22 protein-coding genes are annotated in these 25,234 nt (G+C 72.9%); 9 read left to right on the forward strand and 13 right to left on the reverse strand.

Annotated elements, in window-relative coordinates; all coding sequences use genetic code 11:
- Positions 1–929: 929 nt before the first annotated feature.
- The 3 genes from GGE06_RS34720 (at position 930) to GGE06_RS34730 (ending at position 4,090) form a co-directional block, all read left to right on the forward strand.
- Entirely contained in the window at positions 930–1,508 is a 579-nt protein-coding gene (locus GGE06_RS34720) for a zinc metalloprotease (protein ID WP_184932663.1), read from the forward strand.
- Positions 1,509–1,510: 2 nt separating this feature from the next.
- Positions 1,511–1,996 carry a hypothetical protein gene (locus GGE06_RS34725; protein WP_184932664.1) on the forward strand — a complete coding sequence of 162 codons (486 nt, stop codon included), beginning with the start codon at positions 1,511–1,513 and terminating at the stop codon, positions 1,994–1,996.
- A gap of 141 nt (positions 1,997–2,137) precedes the next feature.
- Positions 2,138–4,090, forward strand: a complete 1,953-nt coding sequence (locus GGE06_RS34730; RefSeq protein ID WP_184932665.1) for a serine/threonine-protein kinase — start codon at positions 2,138–2,140, stop codon at positions 4,088–4,090.
- On the opposite strand, the gene GGE06_RS34735 is transcribed toward GGE06_RS34730, so the two are convergent.
- A complete protein-coding gene (locus GGE06_RS34735) occupies positions 4,076–4,477 on the reverse strand; it encodes a Zn-ribbon domain-containing OB-fold protein (protein ID WP_116159476.1) in 402 nt (133 codons plus the stop codon). The genes GGE06_RS34730 and GGE06_RS34735 overlap by 15 nt on opposite strands.
- Positions 4,474–4,926, reverse strand: a complete 453-nt coding sequence (locus GGE06_RS34740) for a DoxX family membrane protein (RefSeq protein ID WP_116159477.1) — start codon at positions 4,924–4,926, stop codon at positions 4,474–4,476. Before GGE06_RS34740 ends, GGE06_RS34735 begins: the two co-directional genes overlap by 4 nt.
- 152 nt (positions 4,927–5,078) lie before the next feature.
- On the opposite strand from GGE06_RS34740, the gene GGE06_RS34745 reads away from it, so the two are divergent.
- On the forward strand, positions 5,079–6,251 hold the full coding sequence (locus tag GGE06_RS34745; protein ID WP_116159478.1) for a flavin-containing monooxygenase: 1,173 nt from the start codon (positions 5,079–5,081) through the stop codon (positions 6,249–6,251).
- Between the two features lie 130 nt (positions 6,252–6,381).
- Here the strand turns inward: GGE06_RS34745 and GGE06_RS34750 are convergent, their stop codons facing one another.
- Positions 6,382–8,076 carry a VCBS repeat-containing protein gene (locus GGE06_RS34750; protein WP_184932666.1) on the reverse strand — a complete coding sequence of 565 codons (1,695 nt, stop codon included), beginning with the start codon at positions 8,074–8,076 and terminating at the stop codon, positions 6,382–6,384.
- A gap of 273 nt (positions 8,077–8,349) precedes the next feature.
- Here GGE06_RS34750 and GGE06_RS34755 point away from each other — a divergent pair, with 273 nt between their 5' ends.
- The 3 genes from GGE06_RS34755 to GGE06_RS34765 all read left to right on the forward strand — a co-directional run bounded on the left by GGE06_RS34755 (position 8,350) and on the right by GGE06_RS34765 (position 12,291).
- Positions 8,350–10,572 (forward strand): acetate--CoA ligase family protein, encoded by a 2,223-nt coding sequence (locus GGE06_RS34755; protein WP_184932667.1) that lies wholly within the window; start codon positions 8,350–8,352, stop codon positions 10,570–10,572.
- Positions 10,573–10,580: 8 nt separating this feature from the next.
- Positions 10,581–11,366, forward strand: coding sequence for an enoyl-CoA hydratase/isomerase family protein (locus tag GGE06_RS34760; protein ID WP_312883403.1), 786 nt, complete (start codon positions 10,581–10,583; stop codon positions 11,364–11,366).
- A 343-nt stretch (positions 11,367–11,709) separates the two neighbouring features.
- Positions 11,710–12,291, forward strand: coding sequence for a flavin reductase family protein (locus GGE06_RS34765; protein ID WP_116165376.1), 582 nt, complete (start codon positions 11,710–11,712; stop codon positions 12,289–12,291).
- 71 nt (positions 12,292–12,362) lie between these two features.
- Here GGE06_RS34765 and GGE06_RS34770 read toward each other — a convergent pair whose 3' ends face one another.
- From GGE06_RS34770 to GGE06_RS34780, 3 genes are all read right to left on the reverse strand, one after another.
- Positions 12,363–12,869, reverse strand: coding sequence for a hypothetical protein (locus GGE06_RS34770; protein ID WP_184932668.1), 507 nt, complete (start codon positions 12,867–12,869; stop codon positions 12,363–12,365).
- Between the two features lie 23 nt (positions 12,870–12,892).
- Positions 12,893–14,197, reverse strand: coding sequence for an MFS transporter (locus GGE06_RS34775; RefSeq protein WP_116159482.1), 1,305 nt, complete (start codon positions 14,195–14,197; stop codon positions 12,893–12,895).
- Positions 14,198–14,277: 80 nt separating this feature from the next.
- The gene (locus GGE06_RS34780; RefSeq protein ID WP_184932669.1) at positions 14,278–15,531 is read right to left on the reverse strand and encodes an MFS transporter; all 1,254 of its coding nucleotides are present in this window, start codon (positions 15,529–15,531) and stop codon (positions 14,278–14,280) included.
- Positions 15,532–15,589: 58 nt separating this feature from the next.
- Here GGE06_RS34780 and GGE06_RS34785 point away from each other — a divergent pair, with 58 nt between their 5' ends.
- Positions 15,590–16,573 carry a GlxA family transcriptional regulator gene (locus tag GGE06_RS34785; RefSeq protein WP_116159484.1) on the forward strand — a complete coding sequence of 328 codons (984 nt, stop codon included), beginning with the start codon at positions 15,590–15,592 and terminating at the stop codon, positions 16,571–16,573.
- 107 nt (positions 16,574–16,680) lie between these two features.
- Here the strand turns inward: GGE06_RS34785 and GGE06_RS34790 are convergent, their stop codons facing one another.
- Genes GGE06_RS34790 through GGE06_RS34800 form a run of 3 tightly spaced genes read right to left on the reverse strand, consistent with a single transcriptional unit; the run spans position 16,681 to position 19,923 of the window.
- Complete coding sequence (locus tag GGE06_RS34790; protein ID WP_116159485.1) at positions 16,681–17,898, reverse strand: MFS transporter; 1,218 nt, start codon at positions 17,896–17,898, stop codon at positions 16,681–16,683.
- 40 nt (positions 17,899–17,938) lie between these two features.
- Positions 17,939–18,994, reverse strand: coding sequence for a Zn-dependent alcohol dehydrogenase (locus GGE06_RS34795; protein ID WP_116159486.1), 1,056 nt, complete (start codon positions 18,992–18,994; stop codon positions 17,939–17,941).
- Positions 18,991–19,923, reverse strand: coding sequence for an SDR family oxidoreductase (locus tag GGE06_RS34800; protein ID WP_116159487.1), 933 nt, complete (start codon positions 19,921–19,923; stop codon positions 18,991–18,993). Before GGE06_RS34800 ends, GGE06_RS34795 begins: the two co-directional genes overlap by 4 nt.
- 101 nt (positions 19,924–20,024) lie before the next feature.
- Here GGE06_RS34800 and GGE06_RS34805 point away from each other — a divergent pair, with 101 nt between their 5' ends.
- The gene (locus tag GGE06_RS34805) at positions 20,025–20,951 is read left to right on the forward strand and encodes a cyclase family protein (RefSeq protein ID WP_184932670.1); all 927 of its coding nucleotides are present in this window, start codon (positions 20,025–20,027) and stop codon (positions 20,949–20,951) included.
- A 168-nt stretch (positions 20,952–21,119) separates the two neighbouring features.
- On the opposite strand, the gene GGE06_RS34810 is transcribed toward GGE06_RS34805, so the two are convergent.
- From GGE06_RS34810 to GGE06_RS34825, 4 genes are all read right to left on the reverse strand, one after another.
- Complete coding sequence (locus GGE06_RS34810) at positions 21,120–21,569, reverse strand: ATP-binding protein (RefSeq protein WP_116159489.1); 450 nt, start codon at positions 21,567–21,569, stop codon at positions 21,120–21,122.
- 355 nt (positions 21,570–21,924) lie between these two features.
- Positions 21,925–22,788, reverse strand: coding sequence for an acyl-CoA dehydrogenase family protein (locus GGE06_RS34815; protein ID WP_184932671.1), 864 nt, complete (start codon positions 22,786–22,788; stop codon positions 21,925–21,927).
- Positions 22,789–22,797: 9 nt separating this feature from the next.
- Complete coding sequence (locus tag GGE06_RS34820; protein WP_116159491.1) at positions 22,798–23,931, reverse strand: acyl-CoA dehydrogenase; 1,134 nt, start codon at positions 23,929–23,931, stop codon at positions 22,798–22,800.
- Positions 23,931–25,121: an amidohydrolase family protein gene (locus tag GGE06_RS34825; protein WP_116159492.1), complete on the reverse strand. Its 1,191-nt coding sequence runs from the start codon at positions 25,119–25,121 to the stop codon at positions 23,931–23,933. Before GGE06_RS34825 ends, GGE06_RS34820 begins: the two co-directional genes overlap by 1 nt.
- Positions 25,122–25,234 lie beyond the last annotated feature (113 nt).

Here is a 25,234-nt window from a genome sequence, read left to right on the forward strand (position 1 = left end):
GCCGGGGCGGCGGAATCCCTTCCCGCCGTAGGCGGGTGGAAGGTGCTTGGTGGGGTGGCGAGGCCGGGCATCGGCGGGCCTCGGTGTCGGCCGTGGCGGCGGGGTGGGTGGGGGCTGGGTTCGTAGCCGGGGTGGGTGGGACCGGTTCCGTCTCGTCGGGCGCGCGGTCGTTGAATGGGGCGGTCCGGCGGCGCTTAGCGGCTGTCGGTAGTGCGTTGGTGGAGCTTCAGGCCCCGCTGGTCATTGCCGGTGGGTGGTAGGCGCGAACAACTCTGCTCTACTCCCGGTAACAGCCCCCAACCAGGGCCCCAAAAGGGGCACATCACCCACTCGCTTCAAGTTACTGCGGGAAACCACCCACTCGCAGCGACCAGCGGGGCCTGAAGCCCGACCCCGTGACGGCCGCAACTCGCTAAGCGTCGCCCGACCGCCCCATTCAACTCCGCGCGCCCGACGCACAGGACCGGACCCACCCACCCCCGCCACAAACCAAGCCCCCACCCACCCAGCCGCGCGGCCGGTACCCGCCCGGCCGATGCCCGGCCTCGCCCACCGCCCACCGGCCCGGCGGCCGCCCTCGAACCGGCACCGCCCCCGGGGTGGGAGCGCGGCCCCGCCCCCGGCCGCCCTCCGAGTGTGAAAAGGCGGGCTCCGGCGCCGGGTCAAGGGTGGGCGAAGCCCATCGCGCAGCGACGCGACGAAGGAGCGCCCTTGACGCGGCGGTGGAGGACGCCACACTCGGAAAGAGGGCGGCCGCACCAGAAGCCCACGAAGCCGGATCACCCCGAACACCCCACCCCGCCCCGCCGCCCGGGGCGCGAACCGGCGCGCGAGGGAGGTGCGGGGGAGCGCCCCGGTTGCGAAGTGTTGCGCGACCGTACGAGACCATCACGGAGCGCTATCGTCCGGTGACCATGAGGACGAACTCCTTGGCCCTCGCAGCCTCATCCGCTGCCGCCGTCCTCCTGGCCCTCCCGCCCCCGGCCCACGCTCGCCCGGCCTCCGCCACCCCGCACAAGTGCGAAGGAGGCGAGTCCGACTCCCGCGGCCACTCCTCCGTGGACGGCACCGAGCTCGCCTGGGACGACGAGTCGAAGTTCGACGACGCGCGCAAGCACGCGATCAAGGCCTGGACGGCCGGCACGCTCAAGCAGGTGAAGATCAAGCCCGACGGGGCGACGACCTACGCAGATCTGGAGTGGCGGGACACCAGCAACGTCGCTGGTCAGTGGGCGAACACCTACGGCAAGTGGGACCCGAACACCGGCACGGACTACCTGTGGCTCAACCGGGCGCACCTGGACGCCGGGAAGCCCTTCGGGAACAACGAGCACCGCAGGCGCGTCGCCGCCCACGAGCTGGGCCACGCGCTCGGCTTCTGCCACAAGGACTACGGGTACGGCCAGTACCCCTCCGTGATGTGGGCGGACTACGGCCTCATCGAGGGCAAGGACATCAACGGCCCGACATCGAACGACGTCAAGGCCTATCACGCACCGTGGGGATGATCATGAACAAGAAGGCGATGATTCTTGCCGCGGGCGCGCTGGCTGCGGCAGCGCTCGTGCTCGGCGGGTGGTTCGAGTATCAGCATCTGGAGGGCCAGGTCTCTTCCGGCACGGTCCTGCGCGGCTACAACCCGCGCGACCCCGCGACGACGGCGCCCCACACCGAGAACGTGTTCACCGGTCGCGTGACGGAGTTCGAGGAGAAGCGTGACATCAAGGGGTGGACGCAGGATGTCTACCGGGTCGAGGTCCTCTCCACCCTGCGGGGGAACCTGCACGGGACGGTCCGGGTCACCTATGGACTGGACGAGGGCAGCCCCGACCGGCTGGCGGACGGAAGCACGTACATCTTCGCCACCCACGCCTGGACCGACGCCACGAACGACGGTCACGCACAGCTCTACCAAGGCGAGATGAAGCCCGTCGACGACGCCCAGCTCGCCGTCTGGAAGAAGGCGGTCGCCCTCCCGACGAAGCCGGACCAGTAGCCGGCCCGCTCCCCCAACCACCGTTACACAACGAGAACTTGAGCTCCATTCAGGTTGCAAACCCGCTCGGCTACTGTGTGGCCCATGCAGGGGGAATCGGAAGGCCGGTCCGGCCAGGACAGTTTGCGCGGCAGCGGGGCAATGCCCCTCGAGTCGGGCGACCCGCGGCAGATCGGGGCGTTCAGGCTGCTCGGCGTGCTCGGGTCCGGCGGCATGGGGCGGGTCTATCTCGGTGCCGTGCCCGGGAAGTTCGCGGCGGTGAAGCGGGTCCTTCCCGTGCTCGCCGAGGACGCCGACTTCCTCAGCCACTTCGGGCACGAGCTCGACAACCTGGCCCGGCTGCCCGCCGGCGCCAACACCAAGCTCCTCGCGAGCGACCGCACGGCCAAGCCGCCGTGGTTCGCGACCGAGTTCATCCCCGGCATCACCCTCAACGAGGCCATCCGGCTCAACGGCGGCCCGCTGTCGGGCGGCGCCCTGTGGCGGCTCCTGCGAGAGGCGGCGGCCGGGCTGCGCGTCGTGCACGGCGCGGACATGGTGCACCGCGACCTCAAGCCGTCCAACGTCATGCTGACCGGCGGCGGCCTCTCGCTCATCGACTTCGGCGTGGCCCGTGCGGCCGACCAGAGCCGGCTGACCAAGACCGGCATGGTCATCGGCACCCCCGCCTACATGGCCCCCGAGCAGGCCGTGGCCGACCGGCGACTGACCGGTGCCGCCGATGTGTTCGCGCTCGGCAGCCTCCTGCTGTACGCCGCGAACGGGCGGCCCCCGTTCGGCGACGGTTCCGGGCCCGACCTCCTCTACCGCGTCGTCCACGGCGAGCCCGACTTCGGGCGGCTCACCGAGGGCGACCCCGCCCTTGCGGAGCTCGTACGGAAGTGTCTCGCGAAGGATCCGGCGGACCGGCCGACGGCCGACGAGCTGGTCGCCCTCACCGAGGAGGGTGCGGCGGGCGCCGTCTGGCCGGCGGCCGTCGCCGAGCGGATCTCCGAGCGGGCGGTCTTCGCCGCCGGCGCCCCCACCGCCGAGCAGCTCGCGGAGCTGGAGCGGACCGATCCGGCGCAGGACGTGGCCACGGCCTCGCTGACCCCGCAGGCCCGTCCGGAGCCCGCGACCGCCTCGCCCGATCCCCTGGCCGTCACCGGTCAGGCCGGCTCCGGCACGCCCCGGTGGCGGCGGAACCGGTTCGTCATGTTCGCCGTGCCCGTCGTCGTCGCGACCGGCACCACCCTGACCGTCGCCCTCGGTCCGTACGAGATCGGCAAGCTGGGCGCGGCCCCGGAGGCGTCGCCGTCCTCGGTGGCCTCGCAGCCCGCTTCCGTACCGTCGTCGAGCGGGACGGGGAGTCCTTCCGCCAAGCCGTCCGCCAAGCCGTCGGGGAAGCCCTCCGCCAAGACGCCGGCCGGGTCGGCGGCCCCGCCGGCGGGCACCTCCGGCGGTGGCGGCGGTTCCGGTGACGGGGCCGCCATCGGCGGCTCGACCGGCGGCGGGTCCGTCACGGGCGGCGGCGGGTCGGGCGGCACCACGTCCTCCGGCGGCTCGGGGTCGGGGTCCGGGTCGGGCTCGGGGTCCGCCTCCGGATCCGGTTCCGGGTCCTCCGGCGGGTCGGCGACCCAGCAGCCCGCGCCGCCGCCCGCCACCACGCAGCCCGCGCCCCGGCCGACCTCCGGCGGTTCCTCGCCCTCGGGGACGTACTCCCTGGAGAGCGTCTCCAACGGTCAGTGCGTGGCCGAGAGCAATCCGGGGTACGGCGTCTTCGCCAACACCGCCGAGTGCGGTTCCGCGCCGAGCAGCGGCACGATCTCGTACGCGTGGACGTACACGCCCGGCGCCAACGGCACCTTCCGGCTGGTCAACAAGAAGACCGGCCACTGCCTCCAGCCGAACGGCAACCCCGGCTACACCGCCGCCACCTGCAATGGATCCAGTCTCCAGTCGTGGAAGATCGGATCCAAGACGTCCTCCGGCTTCACCCTCAAGAACATGAACTCCGGGCAGTGCATGATCGCCGGCCCGCCGTTCCTGATGTCGTACGACTGCGACCCGGGCAGCACCAACCAGCTCTGGCGGAACGTCTCAGCCGTCTCCTAGGCGCCCGAAGACGGGGACGGTCACGTCCCCGTCCCTTCGGAACCCGACCCGCACGTCCATCCCGATCCTGAGGTCCTCCTCCGCCACGCCCACGATCTCCGTCATCATGCGCGGGCCCTCGGCGAGGTCGACGACCGCCGCGACGTACGGGACGCGGTCGCCGAAGGGCGGGAGGTCGTTCCGGTGGACGACCGACCAGGTGTAGAGGGTGGCGCGGCCGCTCGCCGGCTCCCAGCGGACGTCCTCGCTCCAGCAGTACGGGCAGAACTCGCGCGGGTAGTGGTGGGCGCGGTCGCAGGCGGCGCAGTGGCGAAGGAGCAGCCGTCCTTCGGCGGCGGCGTCCCAGTAGGGGCGGGTGAAGGCGTCGATGTCGGGCGTGGCGGTCACGAGAAGAGTCCGATCGCGTTGTCGAGGGACCAGGTCTGCCAGGAGACGGCGAAGAGCGCGACGACGGAGACGAGCGCCATCATCGCGTTCTGCCCCTGCTCGGCCCAGTCGTGGATCATCAGGACGAGGTAGAGGAGGTTGAGGAGGAGGCCGCCGACCAGGGCGATCGGGGTGAGGAAGCCGCTGATCAGGCCGAGGCCCAGGGCGAGTTCGGCGTAGACGACGACGTACGCCATGAGCTTGGGGCGCGGGGCGACGACGGTGTCGAAGCCGCTCTTCACGGCCGCCCACCTGTGCTTGCCGGCCACGTCCGCCGCCCAGGCGATGCCGGTGCCGCGCTCGAACCAGCCCTTCTTGTCCTTGTGGCGCCAGCTCTCCAGCCACCACAGGCCGAGGCCGATGCGGAGGACGGCGAGCCATTCGGCGCCGGTGAGCCAGACGGTCTGCATGCGCGTCCTCTCGACGAGGGAATCTGACGGTACGTCAGTTCAGCGCAGACCGGGGCCCCGCCGCAAGGCCCCGGTGCACGTGACCGTTTCGCAACCGAAATCCCCCTTGGACCGAGACCCACTGCGTGTACACGTCATTACGCTCAGCATTCATGGTCACCACCCCCCCTGCACCTCCTCTCCACCCCGTGTACGTCATCGGCGGCGGACCCGGCGGGCTCGCCGTCGCCGCCGCGCTGCGCGCGCGGGGCGTCCGGGCCGTCGTCCTGGAGAAGTCCGACGCCGTCGGCGCCTCCTGGCGCGCGCACTACGACCGGCTGCGGCTGCACACCACCCGGCGGCTCTCCGCGCTCCCCGGCCTGAAGATGCCCCGCTCCTTCGGCCGCTGGGTCGCCCGCGCCGACGTCGTCCGCTACCTGGAGACGTACGCGGAGAAGCACGAGCTGGAGGTCGTCACCGGGGTCGAGGTCCACCGGATCGAGCGCTCCGGCGCGGACTGGGTCCTGCACGCCACCGGCGGGCGCCTGCTCACCGGGCGCGCGGTCGTGGTGGCCACCGGCTACAACCACACCCCGCACCTGCCCGAGTGGCCCGGCCTGCACGAGTACGGCGAGCGGCTCACGCACGCGCGCGCGTACCGGGCGCCGGGGCCGTACGAGGGGAAGGACGTCCTCGTCGTGGGCGTCGGCAACACCGGTGCCGAGATAGCCGCCGACCTCGCCGGGGGCGGCGCGGCCCGGGTGCGGCTCGCGGTGCGGACCGTCCCGCACATCGTGCGCCGTACGACCCTCGGCTGGCCCGCCCAGCGCTCCGGCATCCTGGTGCGGCGGCTGCCGGTGTTCCTGGTCGACCGGATGGGAGCGCTGCTCGCCCGGTTCGCCGCGCCGGACCTCTCGGCGCACGGGCTGCCCCGGCCCGACAAGGGCCTCGCCACGCGGCAGCGGGAGGGCGCGATCCCGGTGCAGGACGTCGGTCTGATCGACGCCGTACGCGCGGGGAAGGTCGAGGTCGTCGCCGCCGTGGAGGGATTCGAGGACGGCGAGGTGGTCCTCGCGGACGGCAGCCGGATCGCCCCGGACGCGGTGATCGCGGCGACCGGCTACCGGCGCGCCCTGGAACCGCTCCTCGGACACCTGGACGTGCTCGACGGGCGCGGGCTTCCGGTGACGCACGGGGCACGGAGCCCGCGCGAGGCCCCCGGGCTGTACTTCACGGGGTTCACGAACCCGATCAGCGGGATGTTCCGGGAGCTGGCGATGGACGCGGAGCGGATCGCGCGGCGGATCGCACGGCGCGGCGGCCGGGATCTGCCGTCCGCGAGCTGACGTCCGGTAGCCGACGTCCGGTAGCCGATGTGACGGCGCCCCGCCCCCACGGGGAGGGGACGGGGCGCCGGCTGATCCCGACGGGGTGCGGGATCAGATCGTGGGCCGGGTCAGAAGGTGTCAGAAGGCCTCAGAAGGCGTTGAGGCCGTTCCAGCCCCAGCCGATCTTGACCCGGCTCTTGAGGCCGCCCTTGCCGTCGCCGTCGTAGCGCCACAGGACTCCGGCGGTGTCGCGGGCGAGGACGTCGGGGATCCCGTCGTTGCCCAGGTCGCCCACACCCGTCAGGGTCAGGTTCTTCCAGCCCCAGCCGATCTTGTAGCGGCCGCCGCGCTCGTAGCGGTAGAGGTCGCCGTTCGGGGCCTGTCCGAGGTAGTTCTGGTAGCCGTTCGCCGTGAGCGGGCCGACGCCCGTGAGGCGGTAGCCCGCGTAGCCGTAGCCGGTCTTCTCCCGGGCCCGGAGGCCGCCGCGGCCGTCGCCCGCGTACTGCCAGAGGGTGCCGGCGGGGTCGATGGCGAGGACGTCCGGGAAGCCGTCGCCGGTCAGGTCGCCGACGCCGGTGAGCCTGAGGTCCTTCCAGCCGACGCCGATCCTCACCTTGTTCGTGACGTCGCCGTACCCGGTCCCTCCGAGCAGCCAGAGGCCGCCGTCGGCGTCCTGGCCGACCGCGTCGGGCCGGCCGTCGGCGTTGAGGTCGCCGACGGCGGTCATGCGGTAGCCCTTCCAGCCCCAGCCGGTCTTGGTGCGGGGTTCGAGGACGCCCATGCCGGTGCCCTTGTAGATCCAGAGGGTGCCCGCGCCGTCCAGGGCGAAGACGTCGGAGCGGCCGTCGCCCGTGTAGTCGTGGCGGAAGGTGCCGTGGGGGGTCCAGCCGCGCGGCGGGACCCAGGAGACCTCGGAGGCGGTGGTGTCGGGGGCCGAGAGCACCTTGGGGGTGGTGCCGGGCGCGTTGGCACCGCTGACGGTGGCCGCCTGGTTCGTACCGCCGGAGAGGTACGCGATCTGGGAGCCGTCGGGGGACCACTCGGGGAACAGGACGCCCTGGCCCTTGGTGAGGGAGTACTCGGTCCCGCCGTCCAGGACGCGGGCGCGCACGTCGAGCGAGCCGTCGACGAAGGCCGCGAAGGCGATCCGCGAGCCGTCCGGCGAGAACGTCGGGTGGACTCCCTGGGTGACGGGCTTCGGCGCGTCGCCCGTGCGCGGGTCCCACGTGTGGACCGTGCTGCCGCGCAGGAAGGTGATGCGTCCGTCCCAGGCCACGTCGACCTGGGAGTCCCAGGTCTGCTCGGGGGTGGGGAAGACGTAGCCGAGGTCGGTGCCGTCGAGGTCGATCCGCATGATGCGCAGGCGGTCGTGGCCCGGCTTGGCGCGGAAGCTGAGGTAGAGCTGCTTGCCGTCGGGCGTCCAGTCGAGGCCGTCGAGCCAGCCGTCGGCCTCGTTGACGTCCATGCGGACCGGGCGGGCGTTCTTGCCGTCGGCGTCCGCGACCCAGATGTCGGCGTAGCCGTCGTTGCTGATGAAGGCCATGCTCAGACCGTCGGGCGAGTACGTGACGCCGGTGATCTCCGCCTGGGGAAGGCCCCGGCCGGTGGGCGTCAGGACGCGGCGGTCGCTGCCGTCGGCGTTGACCGTGACGATGCCGCTGGTGCGGACGCCGTCGACGTCCTTGTACTCGGTGAAGACCACCCGCGGCTTCGGCGTGCTCTCGGCGGCCTGGGCGGGCGCCGTCGTGACCGCGGTGAGCGCGGCCGAGGAGGCGAGAACGGCCAGGGCGGCACCGAGGGCGCGGCGGCGGCCCCGGGTGCGATTGCGGGTGGAGCGGGTCAAGTGAACCCCCATTGCAGTAGTCGTCGGACGTCCCACGCGTGTCGTCCGAGGGGTGAGACACACGTCCCCACCGAAGGGTTGTACGACTTTGAAGAACCGGTTCTGCGACGGGCCGCCGCCCGCCGGAGAGCCCGATCCGCCTCGCCCTCTCCACCCACCGGAGGGCCCGATCCACCACAGACCTCCGCACACCCATTCCTGACAGCTCGTCAGTTCTGTAATCTGACTAAGCGTCAGGTGTATACGGATGGGTGAAGGGCGGGCGACACACACATGCTTGGATCGACACACGGCACCTTCACCACCGATCTCCGCGCCCGCGTGGTCGCCTGCGGCGAGGCGCCGCCGGTCGTCGTGCACGGCGTCACCACCGCCCCCGGCGACGTCGACGTCAGCGGGCGGCCGCTGCACGCGCCCGTGCCCGACCTCGACCGGTTCTTCCGGCCCGAGTCCGTCGCGGTGATCGGCGCCTCCGACGCCGAAGGCCGGCCCAACACCGGCATCACCCGGCAGCTGCTCGCCTGGGCCGAGCGGGTCGGCGCCCGGCTCGTGCCCGTGCACCCGACCCGTACGAGCGTGTTCGGGATCGACTGCGTGCCGTCCGTCTCCGCGCTCGCCGAACCCGTCGACCTCGCCGTCCTCCTCGTCGCCGACCCGCTGCCCGTGATCGAGGAACTCGCCGAGACGAAGGTGAGGTTCGCGGTCGCCTTCGCCTCCGGCTTCGCCGAGACCGGCGAGGCCGGCGCCGCCGCACAGGAACGCCTCGCCGCCGCCGTACGCCGCTCCGGGCTCCGCCTCCTCGGCCCCAACACCAACCTCAACGCCTTCGAGCGCTTCCGCGACGACCTCGAAGGCCCCGCCGTCGCCCTCATCACCCAGTCCGGCCACCAGGGGCGGCCCGTCTTCACCCTCCAGGAGCTCGGCGTCCGCCTCTCCCACTGGGCGCCCACCGGCAACGAGGCCGACCTGGAGACCGCCGACTTCCTCTCGTACTTCGCCGGGCGGCCCGAGGTCGGGGCCATCGCCTGCTACGTGGAGGGGCTGAAGGACGGCCGTTCGTTCCTGCTCGCCGCGGACCGGGCCGCGCGCCAGGGCGTGCCCGTGGTCGCCGTGAAGGTGGGGAGGACCGAGACCGGGGCCCGTACCGCCGCCTCCCACACCGGCAAGATGACCGGTGCCGACCGGGTCGTCGACGCGGCCATGCGGCAGTACGGGGTGATCCGGGTCGACGGGCTCGACGAGCTCCAGGACACCTCCGCCCTCCTCGCCCGCGCGCGCCGGCCGCTGGCCGACGGGGTCGTCGTCTACTCGATCTCCGGCGGTACGGGGGCCCACTTCGCCGACCTGGCGACGGCGGCGGGCCTCGAACTCCCCACGCTCGGCCAGGCCAAGCAGGACGAGCTGCACCAGTGGATCCCGGAGTACCTGAACGTCGCCAACCCCGTCGACAACGGCGGCCACCCGGTGGGCGACTGGCGCGGCCGGAAGATCATCGACGCGATCCTCGCCGATCCGTCGGTGGGGGTGCTGATCTGTCCCATCACCGGGCCCTTCCCCCCGATGAGCGACAAGCTCGCCCAGGACCTCGTCGACGCCGCCGAGGCCACCGACAAGCTGGTGTGCGTGGTCTGGGGCTCCCCCGTCGGCACGGAGGCGGCCTACCGCGAGACCCTCCTCGGCTCCTCGCGCGTCGCCACGTTCCGCACCTTCTCCAACTGCATCGGGGCCGTGAAGGCCTACCTCGACCACCACCGCTTCACCGCCGCCTACCGCTCCCCCTTCGACGAGGCCCCCCGCACCCCCTCCCCGTCCCTCCGCAAGGCGCAGGCCCTCATGCGGCCCGGCCGGCGGCTCAGCGAGCACGCGGCGAAGCAGCTGCTGCGGGCGTACGGGATACGGGTGCCGCGCGAGCAGCTCGTCACCAGCGCGGCGGCCGCCGTCCGGGCCGCCGGGCTCGTCGGCTACCCGGTCGTGATGAAGGCCTCGGGCGCGCAGCTCGCCCACAAGACGGAACTGGGCCTGGTGAAGGTCGGGTTGACCTCGGCGAGCCAGGTGAGGGACGCGTACCGCGAGCTGACGGACATCGCCCGCTTCGAGGACATCGACCTCGACGGCGTCCTCGTCTGCCAGATGGTCGGGCGCGGGGTCGAGATGGTGGTGGGCGTGACCCGCGACGAACTCTTCGGCCCGACGGTCACGGTGGGCCTCGGCGGGGTGCTGGTGGAGGTCCTCGACGACACGGCCGTACGCGTCCCGCCGTTCGGGGAGCGCGAGGCCCGCTCGATGCTCGACGAACTGCGCGGCAGGGCCCTGCTGGACGGCGTACGGGGAGCCCCGCCGGCCGACGTCGACGCGCTCGTCGAGGTCGTGCTCCGCGTCCAGCGGATGGCCCTCGAACTCGACGGCGACCTCGCCGAACTGGACATCAACCCGCTGATGGTGCTGCCGCGCGGGCAGGGGGCGGTGGCCCTGGACGCGCTGGCGGTCTGCCGATAGGAGCCCCTGTGTCGGATCTGCTGCACACCGTCGAGAACGGCGTCTCCTGGATCACCCTCAACCGCCCCGAGGCGATGAACGCGGTCACCTGGGACCAGCGGGAGCGGATCATCGCCCTCCTCGCGGAGGCCTCCGCCGACCCGGAGGTGCGCTGTGTCGTGGTGACCGCCACCGGGCGCGGCTTCTGCGCGGGCGCGGACCTGCGGGGCGCGCCGTCGTCCGCCGAGCGTGTCGCGGGGGACGTGGCGAGGATGATCCGCGGCGGCGCGCAGCGCTTCATCGCCGCCGTGCTGGACTGCGAGAAGCCGGTGATCGCGGCGGTGAACGGCACGGCGGCGGGGATCGGGGCGCACCTCGCGTTCGCGTGCGACCTGGTGCTCGCGGCGGACTCGGCGCGCTTCATCGAGGTGTTCGTCCGGCGGGGGCTGGTGCCGGACGGGGGCGGGGCGTACCTCCTGCCCCGGCTGATCGGGCCGCAGCGGGCGAAGGAGTTGATGTTCTTCGGCGACGCGGTGCCGGCGACGGAGGCGCTCGGCCTGGGCCTGGTGAACCGGGTGGTCCCCGCGGAGGAGCTGTCGAAGACGGCGAGGGAATGGGCCGAACGCCTGGCCCAGGGCCCGACCCGCGCCCTCACCCTGACGAAGCAACTGGTCAACGCATCACTGGACGTGGACCGCTCGGTGGCCTTCACGGCGGAGGCGACGGCGCAGGAGATCAACATGACGACACGGGACGCGCAGGAGGGGGTGGCGAGCTTCGTGGAGCGGAGGGAGGCGCGGTACGAGGGGCGGTAGGCACGAGGGGCGGTAGCGGAGGCTGTCGTACCGGAGCCCCGGGGCGTGCCCTGCACGTGCCATGCGCCCCATCGTGAGCTCGCGCACGAGATCCCGAAGACCCGAAAGCCTCCTCTCCTGCCCCCGCCGCACCGGCGGCCCTCCCGGACCCCCTTCCCCCGACGGCGCCGTCGGCCACGCCGCCGCACACCACCGGTCAGGTGGTCCCGACGGCTCCCGCGACGGCGCCGTCGCCCACCGCCCCGCTTCACGGTCGCCGACTCGGCCGATGACCGCCCTCTCCCGGGGCTTCCCATCTGACGTACCGTCAGTTTCAATGGACGGTGTGATGGGACACGCGGGGATGGCGGCCACCGTCGTCCGACACCTGAGAGCGGCCGGTTCGCCGACGGCCGTCGAACCACTGCCCCGGCCCGACCTGCGCGCGGTACGGGAGGACGAGCGCCCGCCCGTCGACCCGGCCGAATTCCGCCGCGTCCTCGGCCACTTCGCGAGCGGCGTCACCATCGTGACCGCCCTCGACGCGGACGGACCGGCCGGCTTCGCCTGCCAGTCCTTCGCCTCGCTCTCCCTCGACCCGCCCCTCGTGGCCTTCATGGTCGCCCGGACGTCGACCACCTGGCCCCGGATCGCGGCGGCCGGGACCTTCTGCGTGAACGTCCTCGGCGCGGAGCAGGGCGAACTGTGCCGGTCGTTCGCGGTCTCCGGCGCCGACAAGTTCGCCGGGGTCCCCTGGGACCCGTCCCCGTCCACCGGCTCACCCCGCCTGACCGGCGCGCCCGCCTGGATCGACTGCACGATCACGACGGTCCACACGGGGGGCGACCACCTGATCGTGGTGGGGAGGGTGGAGGCGCTGGGCGCGGAACACGAGGGCGAACCGCTGCTCTTCCACCGGGGGCGCTTCGGGCGCTTCAGCGCGTAGGGCCCGTCCGACCCCGATCCGCCGGGCAGGCCCTGGCCCGCGGTCCGTCGCATGCGCCCACCGGGCGGGGTTCAGCTCTCGATCACGCCCGTGTACGCGCCCACCCCGCCCAGCAGCAGGACGCTCAGGACGGCCACCGTCCCCCACAGCAGCAGCCTCACGAAGTACCCCTTGCGTGCCGGGCGCGTCAGGAGGGCCGCCACCGTGATGCACGCCGAGCCCACCGACCAGCCCCACCACCCCGCCGCCGGCAGCAGCAGCGCTCCCGGGGCCGCCGACAGGAGGAGTTGCCAGCCGACGGGGTGGCCTCCCGCTCGGTGGGCGAGGGTTTCGCCCAGCCGGACCGTCGGCACCACGATCAGCGCGGAGACCGCGGCCGCCGGCAGGAGCGCAAGCAGCGGTACGAAGGGGAGCACCAGCAGGGTCAGGGCGCTGACGCGTTCCTCGCCCGGCTCCGGCCGGCCCGCGTCGCCGAACACCACGCCCAGGACCAGCGCCAGCGCCGCCTCCAGGAACAGCGCGAGGATCGAGACCCTCAGCATGCGGGCGAAGCCCCGACCTTCCTCAGGACCACTCATCGGTGATCACCCCCTGGGGGTCATCATGCTCCCGCCGGCGCCACCGTCCCCCTCCGGGGGCGGCTGATCACCAGGGCCATCAGTGCCGCCGCCGCGCACAGTGCGCCCGAGGCGTACCAGACGACGTCGTACGTGCCGAAGACGTCGCGGGCCACGCCACCCGCGAAGGCGACGACCGCCGCGCCGACCTGGTGGGAGGCGAGGACCCAGCCGAAGACGATCGCCGAGTCCTCGCCGTAGTGCTCACGGCACAGGGCGATCGTCGGCGGGACCGTCGCCACCCAGTCCAGGCCGTAGAAGACGATGAAGAACAGCATCGGGGGGTGGACGGACGGGGCCAGGAGCATCGGGAGGAAGAGGAGCGAGACGCCTCTCAGGGCGTAGTAGACCGCCAGGAGCCGCCTCGCCTCGAAGCGGTCCGTGAACCAGCCCGACGCGATCGTGCCCACGACGTCGAAGACGCCGATCACCGCCAGGAGGCCGGCCGCCGCCGTGACCGGCATGCCGTGGTCGTGGGCCGCCGGTACGAAGTGGGTCTTGACCAGGCCGTTCGTGGACGCGCCGCAGATCGCGAAGGAGCCGGCCAGGAGCCAGAAGGGGCCCGTCCGGGCCGCCTTGAGGAGCACCGTGACCGCGCGGCGCGCGGCGCCCGTGACCGGGGCGGGCTTCTCGGCGTACTCCCCGCCGTACGGGGCGAGCCGGACGTCCGCCGGGTGGTCGCGAAGCAGCAGCCAGACGAACGGGACGACGGCCAGGGCCGCGAGGGCCACCGTCACCGCCGCCGGGCGCCAGCCGTGGTGCTCCACCAGCCAGCTCAGCAGCGGCAGGAAGATCAGCTGGCCCGAGGCGCCCGCCGCCGTGAGGATGCCCGTCACCAGGCCCCGCCGCGCCACGAACCAGCGGTTCGTGACCGTCGCCGCGAAGGCGAGGGCCATGGAGCCGCTGCCGAGGCCGACCAGGACGCCCCAGAAGAGGATCAGCTGCCAGGCCGCCGTCATCCACACGGTGAGCAGGGAGCCCAGCGCGATCACGCTCAGCGCCACCGCCACCACCTTGCGGATGCCGAAGCGGTCCATCAGCGCCGCCGCGAACGGCGCCGTCAGGCCGTACAGCGCGAGGTTCACCGAGACGGCGAAGCCGATCGTCCCCCGCGACCAGTGGAACTCCTCGTGCAGCGGCTCGATCAGCAGGCCCGGCAGGGAGGCGAAGGCCGCGGCGCCGATGATCGTGACGAAGGTGACCGCCGCGACGAACCAGGCGCGGTGGATCCGGCGGGGGCGGGGTGACTTCTCGGGCGTACGGACGTGGGTCTCGGTTGTCTGGGGCATGCCATCGAGCATTCCGGGGACGGCCCCTCCCCCGCCATTGGCCCGAACGACAGGTTTCCAACGGATCGGGCCACGTACTCCTACAAACGCGGCAGCGTCCTGATCGGGCGCACCACAAGCAGCGCCGTCACCACGAGCACCGCGATCCCCGCCCCCGTCAGCAGCACCTCCTCCGTGCCGACCGCCGCCGCCACCGGGCCCGACAGGGTGCGGCCGACGCCCATCATCAGGAGCGAGCCGGCCACGTCGTAGGCGTGCATCCGGTTCAGGGCCTCCTGCGGCACGTGCGTCTGGACCGAGGTGGACCACATGACCAGCCAGAAGGCGAACGCCGCCCCGCCGATGAACTGCCCGGCGGCGAGGACCCCGACCGGCGCGCCCGTGCCGAGCAGGGTCAGGTTCACCGGGAGGCCGAGGAGCGCCACCGCGCCCGCCGCCAGCGGACGCGCCGGGCGCAGCCGGATCGCGAGGAGGCCGCCGACGGCGCTGCCGGCACCGTTGACGGCCATCAGCACGCCGTACGCGGCCGAGCCGTGCTCCCCGGTGACGAGGCTCGCCGTGAGCGGGACCATCGGCCCGGCGACGGTCAGCCCGTACACCGTCCAGATGGAGATGACGCCCCAGAGCCAGCTCCGGGAGCGGAACTCCCTCCACCCGCCCGCCAGTTCGGCGCCGAGCGAGTCGCGCCGTGCCGTGTCGGAGGGGATCGGGGCGAGGCGCATCAGGGTGAAGCAGACGGCGCTCACCGCGAACGTGACGCCGTTGACGGCGAACGCGGCGCCCGCGTTCCAGACGGCGACCAGCAGGCCCGCGGCGGCCGGTCCCGCCATGGTCATGAGGGCCTCGACGACCCGCAGGACGGCGTTGGCGCGCTGCACGTCGGGGGCGATGCGGGGGATGGTGGACGCGACGCCCGGCTGGAAGAGGGCGGCGCCGACGCCGCTGAGCACGGAGAGGGCGTAGACCGCCCAGAGCGGCGGGCTGCCGAGGGTGAAGGTCACGGCGAGGACGGCTGCGCCCGGCAGGCGCAGGAGGTCGGCGAGGATCATCATGCGGCGGGCGGTGAAGCGGTCGGCGAGGACGCCGCCGAAGAGCACGAAGAGCGCGAAGGCCGCGGTCCAGCCGCCCAGCGCGTAGCCGACGGTGGAGCCGGGGTGGCCGGCGCCGAGGAGTCCGGCGGCGAAGGCGACCGGAACCATGCCCTCGCCGAAGACGGCGACGCCCCGGGCGACGAAGAAGAGCCGGAAGTTACGGTTCCACAGCGTGGGAGGGGTGACCGGGGCGGGAATCCGCTCCGGGGCCTCAGACTTGTACGTGTTGTCCGTCACGGACACGTACTCGTACCAGCCATGTGGTCTGGACCACCACTCATTTACGGAGGGAGCACCGCCCGTGCCGTCGCCGCACCGCGTCGCCGTCCTCGCCCTGCCCGGTCTCCTCCCCTTCGAGCTGGGCATCCCGCACCGCATCTTCGGCCGCGCGAAGGACGCCACGGGCCGGGCGCTGTACGAGATCGTGACCTGCGCCCCGGTGGCCGGGCCCGTGCCGACGGACGCCGACTTCTCGATCCACGTCGAGCACGGCCCGGAGGCCCTCGCCACCGCCGACACGGTCGTCGTGCCCGCCTCGTACGAGCTCGGACCGGTCTACGACGAGGGCCGGCTCCCCGAGGAGCTGGCCGCCGCGCTCGCGCACATCCGGCCCGGCACGCGGCTGGTCTCCATCTGCACCGGCGGGTACGTGCTCGCCGCCGCCGGCTTCCTCGACGGGCGCCCGGCCACCACCCACTGGGCGTCCGCCGAGCACTTCCAGCGCCTCTTCCCGAGCGTGCGGGTCGACGCGGACGTCCTCTTCATCGACGACGGCGACGTCCTGACCTCCGCCGGTGTCGCCGCCGGGATCGACCTGTGCCTGCACATCGTGCGCCGCGACCACGGCACGGCCGTCGCCAACGACGTCGCCCGCAGGACCGTCGTACCGCCCCACCGGGACGGCGGCCAGGCCCAGTACATCGAGCGGCCCCTGCCGGAGACCGGCACCCACACCACGACCACCGCGCGGGCCTGGGCGCTGGCCCACCTCCACGAGCCGATCCAGCTGCGGGACCTGGCGGAGAAGGAGGCGATGAGCGTCCGGACGTTCACCCGCCGCTTCCGCGACGAGGTCGGCATCAGCCCCGGCCAGTGGCTCACCCAGCAGCGCGTCGAACGCGCCCGGCACCTCCTGGAGTCCACCGGCCTGCCCGTCGACCGCGTCGCCCAGGACGCCGGCTTCGGCACGGCCCAGTCGCTGCGCGTGCACCTGATGAGCGCGATCGGGGTGACCCCGACGTCCTACCGCCGCACCTTCCGCACGGGGGCGACGACCCCGACCTGAACGCCCACGTCAGCCACCGCTCCCCACCGCGGCGACGACCCCGGCCCGAACATCCCCGTCAGCCACCACTCCCCACCGCGGCGACGACCCCGGCCCGAACATCCACGTCAGCCACCACTCCCCACCGCGGCCGCGACCTCGGCCTGAACCTCCTGAAGCCCCGCACCCCTCGTCAGGCGCCGCTCCCCCGCCCCGCCCACCGCCGTCAGCAGCACCGTCAGGACCACCCCCCAGAGGATCGCCGTCGACGGGGACACCACCTTGAGCAGCCCGCCCGCGAGCGTGCCGCTGACCGCGTAACCCGCGCCCACCGCCGCGTACATCACCGAGTACCCCGCGGCGAGCGCGCCCGGTGGCAGGACCTGCCGGAGCGCCAGGTTGCGGGTGAGGCTCGCGGGGGCCTGGAGCAGCCCGGCGGCCACCAGGGCGACCGCGATCGCCGCCGTCCACGGCAGTACGGCGACCAGCGCGACGCCCGCGGCGACCGCGAGGACCAGGACGAGGGACTGGACGGCCAGCGGGCCGGGCCAGCTGCCCCGGAGGCCGTACACGAACGCGCCGACCGCCGAGCCGATCGAGAACCCGGCGAGCAGCGGGCCCGCCCAGCCGATGCCGATCCCGCGCTGTTCGAGGAGGGCGGGCAGGATCAGCTCGGCGAGCGCGAGGAGGGTGAGGCCGGCGGCCCCCAGGACGTACACGGGCCAGGCCCGCAGCAGCGCCCGCCGCATCGACGCCCCCTTCTCCTGCGCCCCGGCCGACCAGCCGGCCGGCAGCAGCCACAGCCCGGCCACCGACACCGCCATCAGGACGCCCTGGAGCAGCAGCGGCACCGCCGGGTCGACGCCGAGGGCGAGACCGGTGGTGAGCGCGGGCGCGGCCGCCCAGAGGGCGAAGGTCAGCATCGACTCCGTGCTCATCGCCTGGGTCACGGCCCGCTCCGGGACGAGGCTGGTGAGCAGGGCCCGCAGCGCGCCGGGCACGGCGGCGGGGCCGGTGCCCGCGAGCAGCGCGAGGGCGGCGAGGACGACGGGGTGGGCGCCGGGCGCGAGCCCGAGCCCGGTGAACCCGACGGCACCGACCGCGAGCCCGGCGACGAGCTGCGGCCGGGCCCGTTCGGCGTTCAGCCGCATGCCGAGGACGGGCGCGGCGAGGATCTCCCCGAGGACGTACGCGGCGGCGAGGACCGCCCCGAGCGTGTAGCCGCCGGGCCGCTCCCGCACGAGGAAGACGAGCGCGAGCGGCGCCATGGCGACGGGCAGCCGGCCGGTGACCATGACGGCGGACCAGGCGAGGACGGGGCGGGTGGCGAGCTCGCGGTAGGACATGGACACGACCGTAGCCCGCCGCCGCACCGCACTCGGAGGGTCAGAACGTCAGGACCCCCCGGGCCACCTTCCCCCGTTCCGCGTCCTCGGCGGCCCGTGCGAAGTCCTCCACGGGGTAGGTCCGCGTCACGAGTTCGTCGAGGAGCAGGGCCCCGGAGCGGTACAGCTCCGCGTACAGGGCGATGTCCTTCTGCGGCCGTGAGGAGCCGTACCGGCAGCCGAGGATCGACTTGTCCAGGAACATCGCGGCCGGCAGGAAGCTCGCCTCCGCCTTCGGCGCGGTCATGCCGAGCAGGACCGCCTGGCCGTGCCGGTCGAGGAGGTCGATCGCGGTCCTGACGAGCCCGGTGTGGCCGACGCACTCGAAGACGTGGTCGGCGCCGGTGGGCAGGACGTCCCGTACGCCGTCGGTGGAGGCGAGGAAGTGCGTCGCCCCGAACTGCCGGGCCACCGCCTCCTTCTCCGGGTTCGTGTCGACGGCGACGATCGTCAGCGCGCCCGCGATCCGGGCGCCCTGGAGGACGTTGAGGCCGATGCCGCCGGTGCCGATGACGACGACGGTGTCGCCGCGGTCGACCTTCGCGCGGTTCAGTACGGCTCCGACGCCGGTGAGGACGCCGCAGCCCATGAGGGCGGCGGAGGTCAGCGGGATGTCCTGCGGGATCTTCACGGCCTGGACGGCCTTGACGACGGTCCGCTCCGCGAAGGACGAGTTCGACGCGAACTGGAAGAGCGGCTGCCCGGTCGACGTCCGCGAGAACGGCTGTCCCGGCATCCCGATGGCCTTCCGGCACATGGTCGGCCGGCCCCGGTCGCAGTCGGCGCAGGCGCCGCAGTTCGCGAGGGTGGACAGGGCGACGTGGTCGCCGGGGGCGACGTGGACGACGCCGGGGCCGACGGCCTCGACGACACCGGCACCCTCGTGTCCGAGGACGACGGGCGGCGGGAACGGGATGGTCCCGTCGATGACGGACAGGTCGCTGTGGCAGAGCCCGGCGGCGGCGACGGCGACGAGCACCTCGCCGGGTCCCGGGTCCCGCACCTCCAGGTCGTCGACGACCTGGACCTGCTTCCCGTCGAAGACGACGCCTCTCATGATCCGTTCTCCTCACGGGAGTTGGGGCGGTCGCCGGCGGCCGCCGCGCGGGCCATCTCCTCCAGCTGCTGGAGCATCGGCATCGGGTCCGTCCCCACCGTCCCCGGCAGGAAGTCCGCGATGCGCTCGGGCGTCCAGGCGCCGCCCTCGGCGTAGCCCGCGCGCAGTTCCCGGGGCTGGGCCCAGACCGCGATCTTGGGTCCGGCGATCGTGTACACCTGCCCGGTGATCCGCTCCGCCTTGGCGCGGTCGGAGAGCAGATAGACGACGAGCGCGGCCACGTCCTCCGGCTCGCCGATCTCCTTGAGCTCCATGGGCACGTTCGCGGACATGCGGGTGCGGGCCACGGGCGCGACGGCGTTCGCGGTGACCCCGTACTTGTGGAGGCCGAGGGCCGCGCTGCGTACGAGCGAGATGATCCCGCCCTTCGCCGCCGAGTAGTTGGCCTGGGCGACGGACCCCTGGTGGTTGCCGCTGGTGAAGCCGATGAGCGTGCCGGCGCCCTGCTTGCGCATGACCGCCGAGGCCGCCCTGAACACGGTGAAGGTGCCCTTGAGGTGGGTGGCGACGACCGGGTCCCACTCCTCCTCGGACATGTTGAAGAGCATCCGCTCGCGCAGGATGCCGGCGACGCACACGACCCCGTCGATGCGTCCGTACGCGCTGAGCGCGGTCTCGACGACCCTCGCTCCGCCGGCCATCGTGGAGATGTCGTCCGCGACGGCGACCGCGGTCCCGCCCGCCGCCTCGATCTCCTTCACGACGGAGGCCGCGACCTCCGAGGTCGGCTCGCCGCCCTCGATCGACACCCCGTAGTCGTTGACGACGACCTTCGCGCCCTCCGCCGCGCAGGCGAGGGCGACGGCGCGGCCGATGCCGCGCCCCGCTCCCGTCACGGCGACGACCTTGCCAGCCAAGAAGTTCCCCACGCCCGGCCCCTTCCCGCACTTTCTGACGGTCCGTTAGATTCGTTCGTCGTCAGGATTCTACGGTCCGTCAGATACCGGAAAACAAGACCCCGGAGGCCCCGATGTCTCTCCCCGCCGCCTTCCACGAGATCGCCAAGCGCGTCAACAACTGGGGCCGTTGGGGCCAGGACGACGAGATCGGCACGCTCAACCTCGTCACCGACGAGGTCGTGCGGGAGGCCGTCGCCGCCGTCCGCACCGGCCGCCGCATCCCGCTCGCCGTGGACCTGAAGCAGGACGGCGTGCAGACCGGCATGATCCCGGGCCGGGTGAACCCGCTCCACGTCATGGTCCAGATCAACCAGGAGCTCTTCGGCCCCGGCACGGTCGCCACCAGCGACGACGCCGTGACCCTCGGCCTCCAGGCCGGCACCCACTGGGACGCCCTGACGCACGTCTCCCACTCGGGCCGCATCTACAACGGCCGCCCCGCCGCCTCGATCACCCCGCACGGCCGCTCCGAGTTCAGCGGCATCCACACGGCCCGCCACCTCGTCTCGCGCGGGGTCCTCCTGGACGTCGCCGCCGCGAAGGGGGTGGGCCGGCTGCCGGGCGACCACGCCGTGACCCCCGAAGACCTGGACGAAGCGGCCGAGTTCGGCGGGGTGACCGTACGGAGCGGGGACGTGGTCCTCGTACGGACGGGGCAGATCCAGGCGTACCTCGCCGGGGACAGGCACGGGTACGCGTTCCCGTCACCGGGCCTCTCGGTCCGTACGCCGGAGTGGTTCCACGCGCGCGACGTCGCGGCCGTCGCCAACGACACGCTCACCTTCGAGATCTTCCCGCCCGAGATCGAGGACCTCTGGCTGCCCGTACACGCCCTCGACCTGGTCGAGATGGGCATGCTCCAGGGGCAGAACTGGAATCTGGAGGCGCTGTCCACAGCCTGTGCAGAAGAACGGCGCTACGCCTTCCTGCTCTCCGCGATGCCGGAACCCTTCGTCGGCGGCACGGGCACACCGGTGGCCCCGGTGGCCGTCCTCTGACACCCCCGGCCACCCCCGCGGGCGGCGGCGCGCTCGCACGCGCCCCGAGCACGGCGCGGGCCCGCCGCCACCCGACCACGACCCGCACACGCCGAGGACACACGGCCCTCGGCTCCCCTCGCTCGCCACGAATCGCTCACCCCAGGGTGGGCAAAACGGAACGAATCGTCAACAGCGCACCCGTCCGGGCGCCAGTGACACCCCGGAAGGCGATCCGGCGGGCACCGACGACACCCGGTCCAGCTCGCACCAGATGCTCTTGCCGGCACCCTCCGGCTGCCAGCCCCACCGGTCCGCGAGCCCGTCCACCAGCTCCAGGCCGCGCCCGTTGGTGTCGTCGCCCTGCGCGTGCCGCGGCTGCGGCGGGCGGTCGCTCGTGTCGGCCACCTCGACCCGCACCCCGCCCTCCGCGGCGAACAGCATCCGCAGGACGGCCGGGCAGCCCGTGTGCACCACGGCGTTGGTCACGAGTTCGGAGATGAGCAGCACCAGCGTCTCGGCGAGCGGCTCGTCATCCCCTATGCCCGACCGGGCGATCCGCGACCGGGCCCACCTCCGGGCTCGCCCCACCTCGGCCGGGTCCGGCCCGACCACCAACTGAACCTGAAGCACCTGCACAGCTCACACCATCCGAACCGGCGGACAACACACCTTCACGGAACGTGATTCCCTTGTGGGACAGCATGGTTGACGTACAGTCACCGCAACAAGCGCTTCGGGCATATTCCAGCGCGAAGGAGTACGCATGGTCCATACTGTGCGACGCACGCTGCGGGTAGTCGAACGCCGGGCGCGAGCGGCGGGCATTCCCGGCCGCGGAGCCGCCGCAGGGGCGACACCGGGACGATCCGGGCCAACGTGCACTCGCATCCCACGGAGCGTACCGGAGCGGGAGGCCGACTCCGGGCCGTGACGGCCCCGCCGAAGGACACAACCCGATATCAACATTCCGTGACGCGGCGGACGCCCAGCGCTACAACCCCGCCGCCACCGCCTCCTCCGCCCGCGCGGCGGGCATCCGCAACTCGGCCCGCACCCAGGCCCGCTTCAGGTGCAGGTGCACGTCCGCCTCCCAGGTGAAGCCCATCCCGCCGTGCACCTGAAGGCAGTCCCGCGCGTTCCGGACGGCGGCGTCGTCGGCGAGCAGCTTGGCCCCGGCGACCTCGACGGCGTCCCCGGTGACGGAAGCGGCCCACACGGCGGCCCTCGCGAGCTCGGTCCGCACGAGCATCCCGGCACAGAGGTGCTTCACGGCCTGGAACCCTCCGATGACCTGCCCGAACTGACTCCGCGCGCGGGCGTGGGAGACGGCCGTGTCGAGGGTGGCCTGCGCGCTGCCCACTTGCTCGGCGGCGGTGAGGAGGGCGGCCTCCGCCGCCCCCGTCGCGCCCCCGGTGCCGGGCACGCGATGCAAGGGCGTGAGCGGATCGACCGACCGCACCTGGACGGCTCCGGAAACGTCTCCCAGCACCACATCGGCCTCGTCCAGCCAAGGGACCAGGTCCTCGTCCACGGAGGTCACCACGACAGACCCGTCCGCCGCCCCCGGCACGGCCCCCGCCGCGAGGTGCGTCGCGACCAACGGCCCCGGCAGCAACACCCTCCCCGCCTCCTCGAAGACGAGCACCGCCTCCGGCAGCCCGAGCCCCACGCCCCCCTCCTCCTCCGGGAGCCGCAGCGCGAAGAACCCGGCGTCGCCGAGCTCCCGCCACAGGCCCCGGTCCAGAGAAGGCTCGTCGACGGCCCCCCGCAGCGCCTCCCGGTCGAAGAGCCGCCCGAGCAGCTCCCGTACGCCTCGCCGCAACGCCCGCTGGTCCTCCGTGAGTCGAAAGTCCATGGAGGAGGGTCACCGCCCCTTCGGCAGGCCGAGGATGCGCTCGGCGACGATGTTGCGCTGGATCTGGGAGGTGCCGGCCGCGATCGTGTACGAGAGCGAGGACAGCCGGTCGAGGTTCCACTCGCGGCCGAGGTCGAGCGCGTCGGGCCCCAGGACGGCGGCGGCCGCGTCGTACAGCTCCTGGCGGGCGTGCGAGTAGTGCAGCTTGAAGACGGAACCGCCCGCCCCGGGGACCCCGCCCGTCGCCTGGGCCTCGCTGACGTTGGCCTGCGTGAGACGCCACAGCGCCTGGAACTCGGCGGAGAGCCTGCCGAGGCGCCGACGGAGCACGGGGTCGTCCCAGGTGCCGTTCTTCCGGGCCGTGCGGGCGAGTTCGCCGAGGAGGCGGCGGCAGGCGACGACCTCGCCGACGAAGGCGGTGCCGCGTTCGAAGGAGAGCGTGACCATGGTGACGCGCCAGCCGTCGTTCTCCTCCCCCACCCGGTTGGCCACCGGCACCCGCACCTCGTCGAGGAAGACCTCGGCGAACTCGGTGGACCCGGCGAGGGTGCGCAGCGGCCGTACGGTGATGCCGGGCGCGTCCATGGGCATGGCGAGCCAGGTGATGCCCTGGTGCTTGGGGGCCTCCGGGTCCGTCCGCACCAACAGCTCGCACCAGTCGGCGACCTCGGCGTGCGAGGTCCAGATCTTCTGTCCGGTGACGACGTACGCGTCCCCGTCCCGTACCGCGCGCGTACGGAGCGAGGCGAGGTCCGACCCGGCGTCGGGTTCGCTGAAGCCCTGGCACCAGACCTCGTCGCCGCGCAGGACCGGCGGCAGCCAGCGCTCGCGCTGGGCGTCGGTGCCCTCGGCGGCGATGGTGGGTCCGGCGTGGAGGAGGCCGACGAAGTTGGCGCCGACGTAGGGCGCGCCGGCGCGTTCGGTCTCCTCCAGGAAGACGAGGCGCTGGGTCGGGGAGGCGTCCCAGTGGGTGTCGGCGTATCCGGCGTCGTAGAGGCGCCGCTGCCAGCCGCAGTCGTAGGCGCGGCGGGCCGGCCAGTCGAGCGGGTCGGGCCGTTCGGGGAGGCCAGGCAGGGTGGCGGCGAGCCATTCCCGCAGGCGGGCGCGGTAGGCCTCTTCCTCTTCGGTGCAGGAGAGGTCCATCAGACGATCCCGAGACCCAGCATCCGGATGGCGTTGCCCCGCATCAGCTTGTAGACCGTCTCGTCGTCGAGGCCCCGGACGTGGTCGAGGGCGACCTCCTTGGTGTGCGGGAAGGTCGAGTCGACGTGCGGGTAGTCGGTCTCGAAGGTGGCGTTGTCCCGTCCGACGACGTCCAGCGAGGCGATCCCGTGCTTGTCGCGGAAGAAGCAGCAGAAGATCTGCCGGTAGTAGTACGTGGACGGGGGCTCGGGGATCAGGTCGCGGACGCCGCCCCACGCCCGGTGCTCCTCCCAGACGTCGTCGGCGCGTTCGAGGGCGTACGGGATCCAGCCCATCTGCCCTTCGCTGTACGCCAGCTTCAGCCGGGGGAACTTCACGAGGACCCCGCTGAAGAGGAAGTCCATCATCGAGGCCATCGCGTTGTTGAAGCTCAGCGAGGCCTGGACGGCGGGCGGGGCGTCGGGGGAGGCGGCGGGCATCTGGCTGCTGGAGCCGATGTGCATGTTCACCACCGTCCCGGTCTCCTGGCAGACGGCGAAGAACGGGTCCCAGTAGCCGGAGTGGATCGAGGGGAGCCCGAGGTGGGTGGGGATCTCGGAGAAGGTCACGGCCTTCACCCCGCGGGCCGCGTTGCGCCGGATCTCGGCGACGGCGAGGTCGATGTCCCACAGCGGGATGATGCACAGCGGGATCAGCCGCCCCCCGCTGTCCCCGCACCACTCCTCGACCATCCAGTCGTTGTAGGCGCGGACGCAGGCGAGGGCGACCTCCTTGTCGTGGGCCTCGGCGAAGGTCTGCCCGCAGAAGCGGGGGAAGGTGGGGAAGCAGAGGGAGGCCTCTACGTGGTTGAGGTCCATGTCCTCGAGCCGGGCGGCGGGATCCCAGCAGCCGCGCCGCATCTCCTCCCTGGTGATCCCCTCCAGGGTCATGTCGTCCCGGTCGAAGCCGACGGCGGCGATGTTCCGCTTGTACGGGAACTTGAGGTCCTCGTAGATCCACCAGTCGGTGGGCGGGCCCTCGGGGTCCATCGTGATCTGGTACTTGCCGCCGACGTAGGCGAGCTCGCCGATGCCGGCCGTGAGGGGGCGGGGCCCGCGGTCGCGGTACTTCTTCGGGAGCCAGGTCTCGAAGAGGTGGGCGGGCTCGATCACGTGGTCGTCGACGCTGATGATGCGGGGCAGTTCCGTCATGGAGCCTTCTCCCGTTTCTGATGACCCGTCAGATCTGACGGGATCAGGCTAGCCCCGCACCCCTGGACCGACAAGCGCCGGACCTCTACGCTCACCGCAACATCTGACGGAAC

The sequence above is a fragment of the Streptomyces nymphaeiformis genome (assembly GCF_014203895.1).
Classification (GTDB): domain Bacteria; phylum Actinomycetota; class Actinomycetes; order Streptomycetales; family Streptomycetaceae; genus Streptomyces; species Streptomyces nymphaeiformis.

What these genes read in the sequence shown, in the direction of transcription:
- GGE06_RS34725 (WP_184932664.1), top strand. Translation starts at nt 1,511, where the DNA reads ATGAACAAGAAGGCGATGATTCTTGCCGCGGGCGCGCTGGCTGCGGCA.
- GGE06_RS34730 (WP_184932665.1), top strand. Translation starts at nt 2,138, where the DNA reads ATGCCCCTCGAGTCGGGCGACCCGCGGCAGATCGGGGCGTTCAGGCTG.
- GGE06_RS34740 (WP_116159477.1), bottom strand. Translation starts at nt 4,926, where the DNA reads ATGCAGACCGTCTGGCTCACCGGCGCCGAATGGCTCGCCGTCCTCCGC.
- GGE06_RS34745 (WP_116159478.1), top strand. Translation starts at nt 5,079, where the DNA reads ATGGTCACCACCCCCCCTGCACCTCCTCTCCACCCCGTGTACGTCATC.
- GGE06_RS34755 (WP_184932667.1), top strand. Translation starts at nt 8,350, where the DNA reads ATGCTTGGATCGACACACGGCACCTTCACCACCGATCTCCGCGCCCGC.
- GGE06_RS34765 (WP_116165376.1), top strand. Translation starts at nt 11,710, where the DNA reads ATGGCGGCCACCGTCGTCCGACACCTGAGAGCGGCCGGTTCGCCGACG.
- GGE06_RS34770 (WP_184932668.1), bottom strand. Translation starts at nt 12,869, where the DNA reads ATGAGTGGTCCTGAGGAAGGTCGGGGCTTCGCCCGCATGCTGAGGGTC.
- GGE06_RS34775 (WP_116159482.1), bottom strand. Translation starts at nt 14,197, where the DNA reads ATGCCCCAGACAACCGAGACCCACGTCCGTACGCCCGAGAAGTCACCC.
- GGE06_RS34790 (WP_116159485.1), bottom strand. Translation starts at nt 17,898, where the DNA reads ATGTCCTACCGCGAGCTCGCCACCCGCCCCGTCCTCGCCTGGTCCGCC.
- GGE06_RS34795 (WP_116159486.1), bottom strand. Translation starts at nt 18,994, where the DNA reads ATGAGAGGCGTCGTCTTCGACGGGAAGCAGGTCCAGGTCGTCGACGAC.
- GGE06_RS34805 (WP_184932670.1), top strand. Translation starts at nt 20,025, where the DNA reads ATGTCTCTCCCCGCCGCCTTCCACGAGATCGCCAAGCGCGTCAACAAC.
- GGE06_RS34815 (WP_184932671.1), bottom strand. Translation starts at nt 22,788, where the DNA reads ATGGACTTTCGACTCACGGAGGACCAGCGGGCGTTGCGGCGAGGCGTA.
- GGE06_RS34820 (WP_116159491.1), bottom strand. Translation starts at nt 23,931, where the DNA reads ATGGACCTCTCCTGCACCGAAGAGGAAGAGGCCTACCGCGCCCGCCTG.
- GGE06_RS34825 (WP_116159492.1), bottom strand. Translation starts at nt 25,121, where the DNA reads ATGACGGAACTGCCCCGCATCATCAGCGTCGACGACCACGTGATCGAG.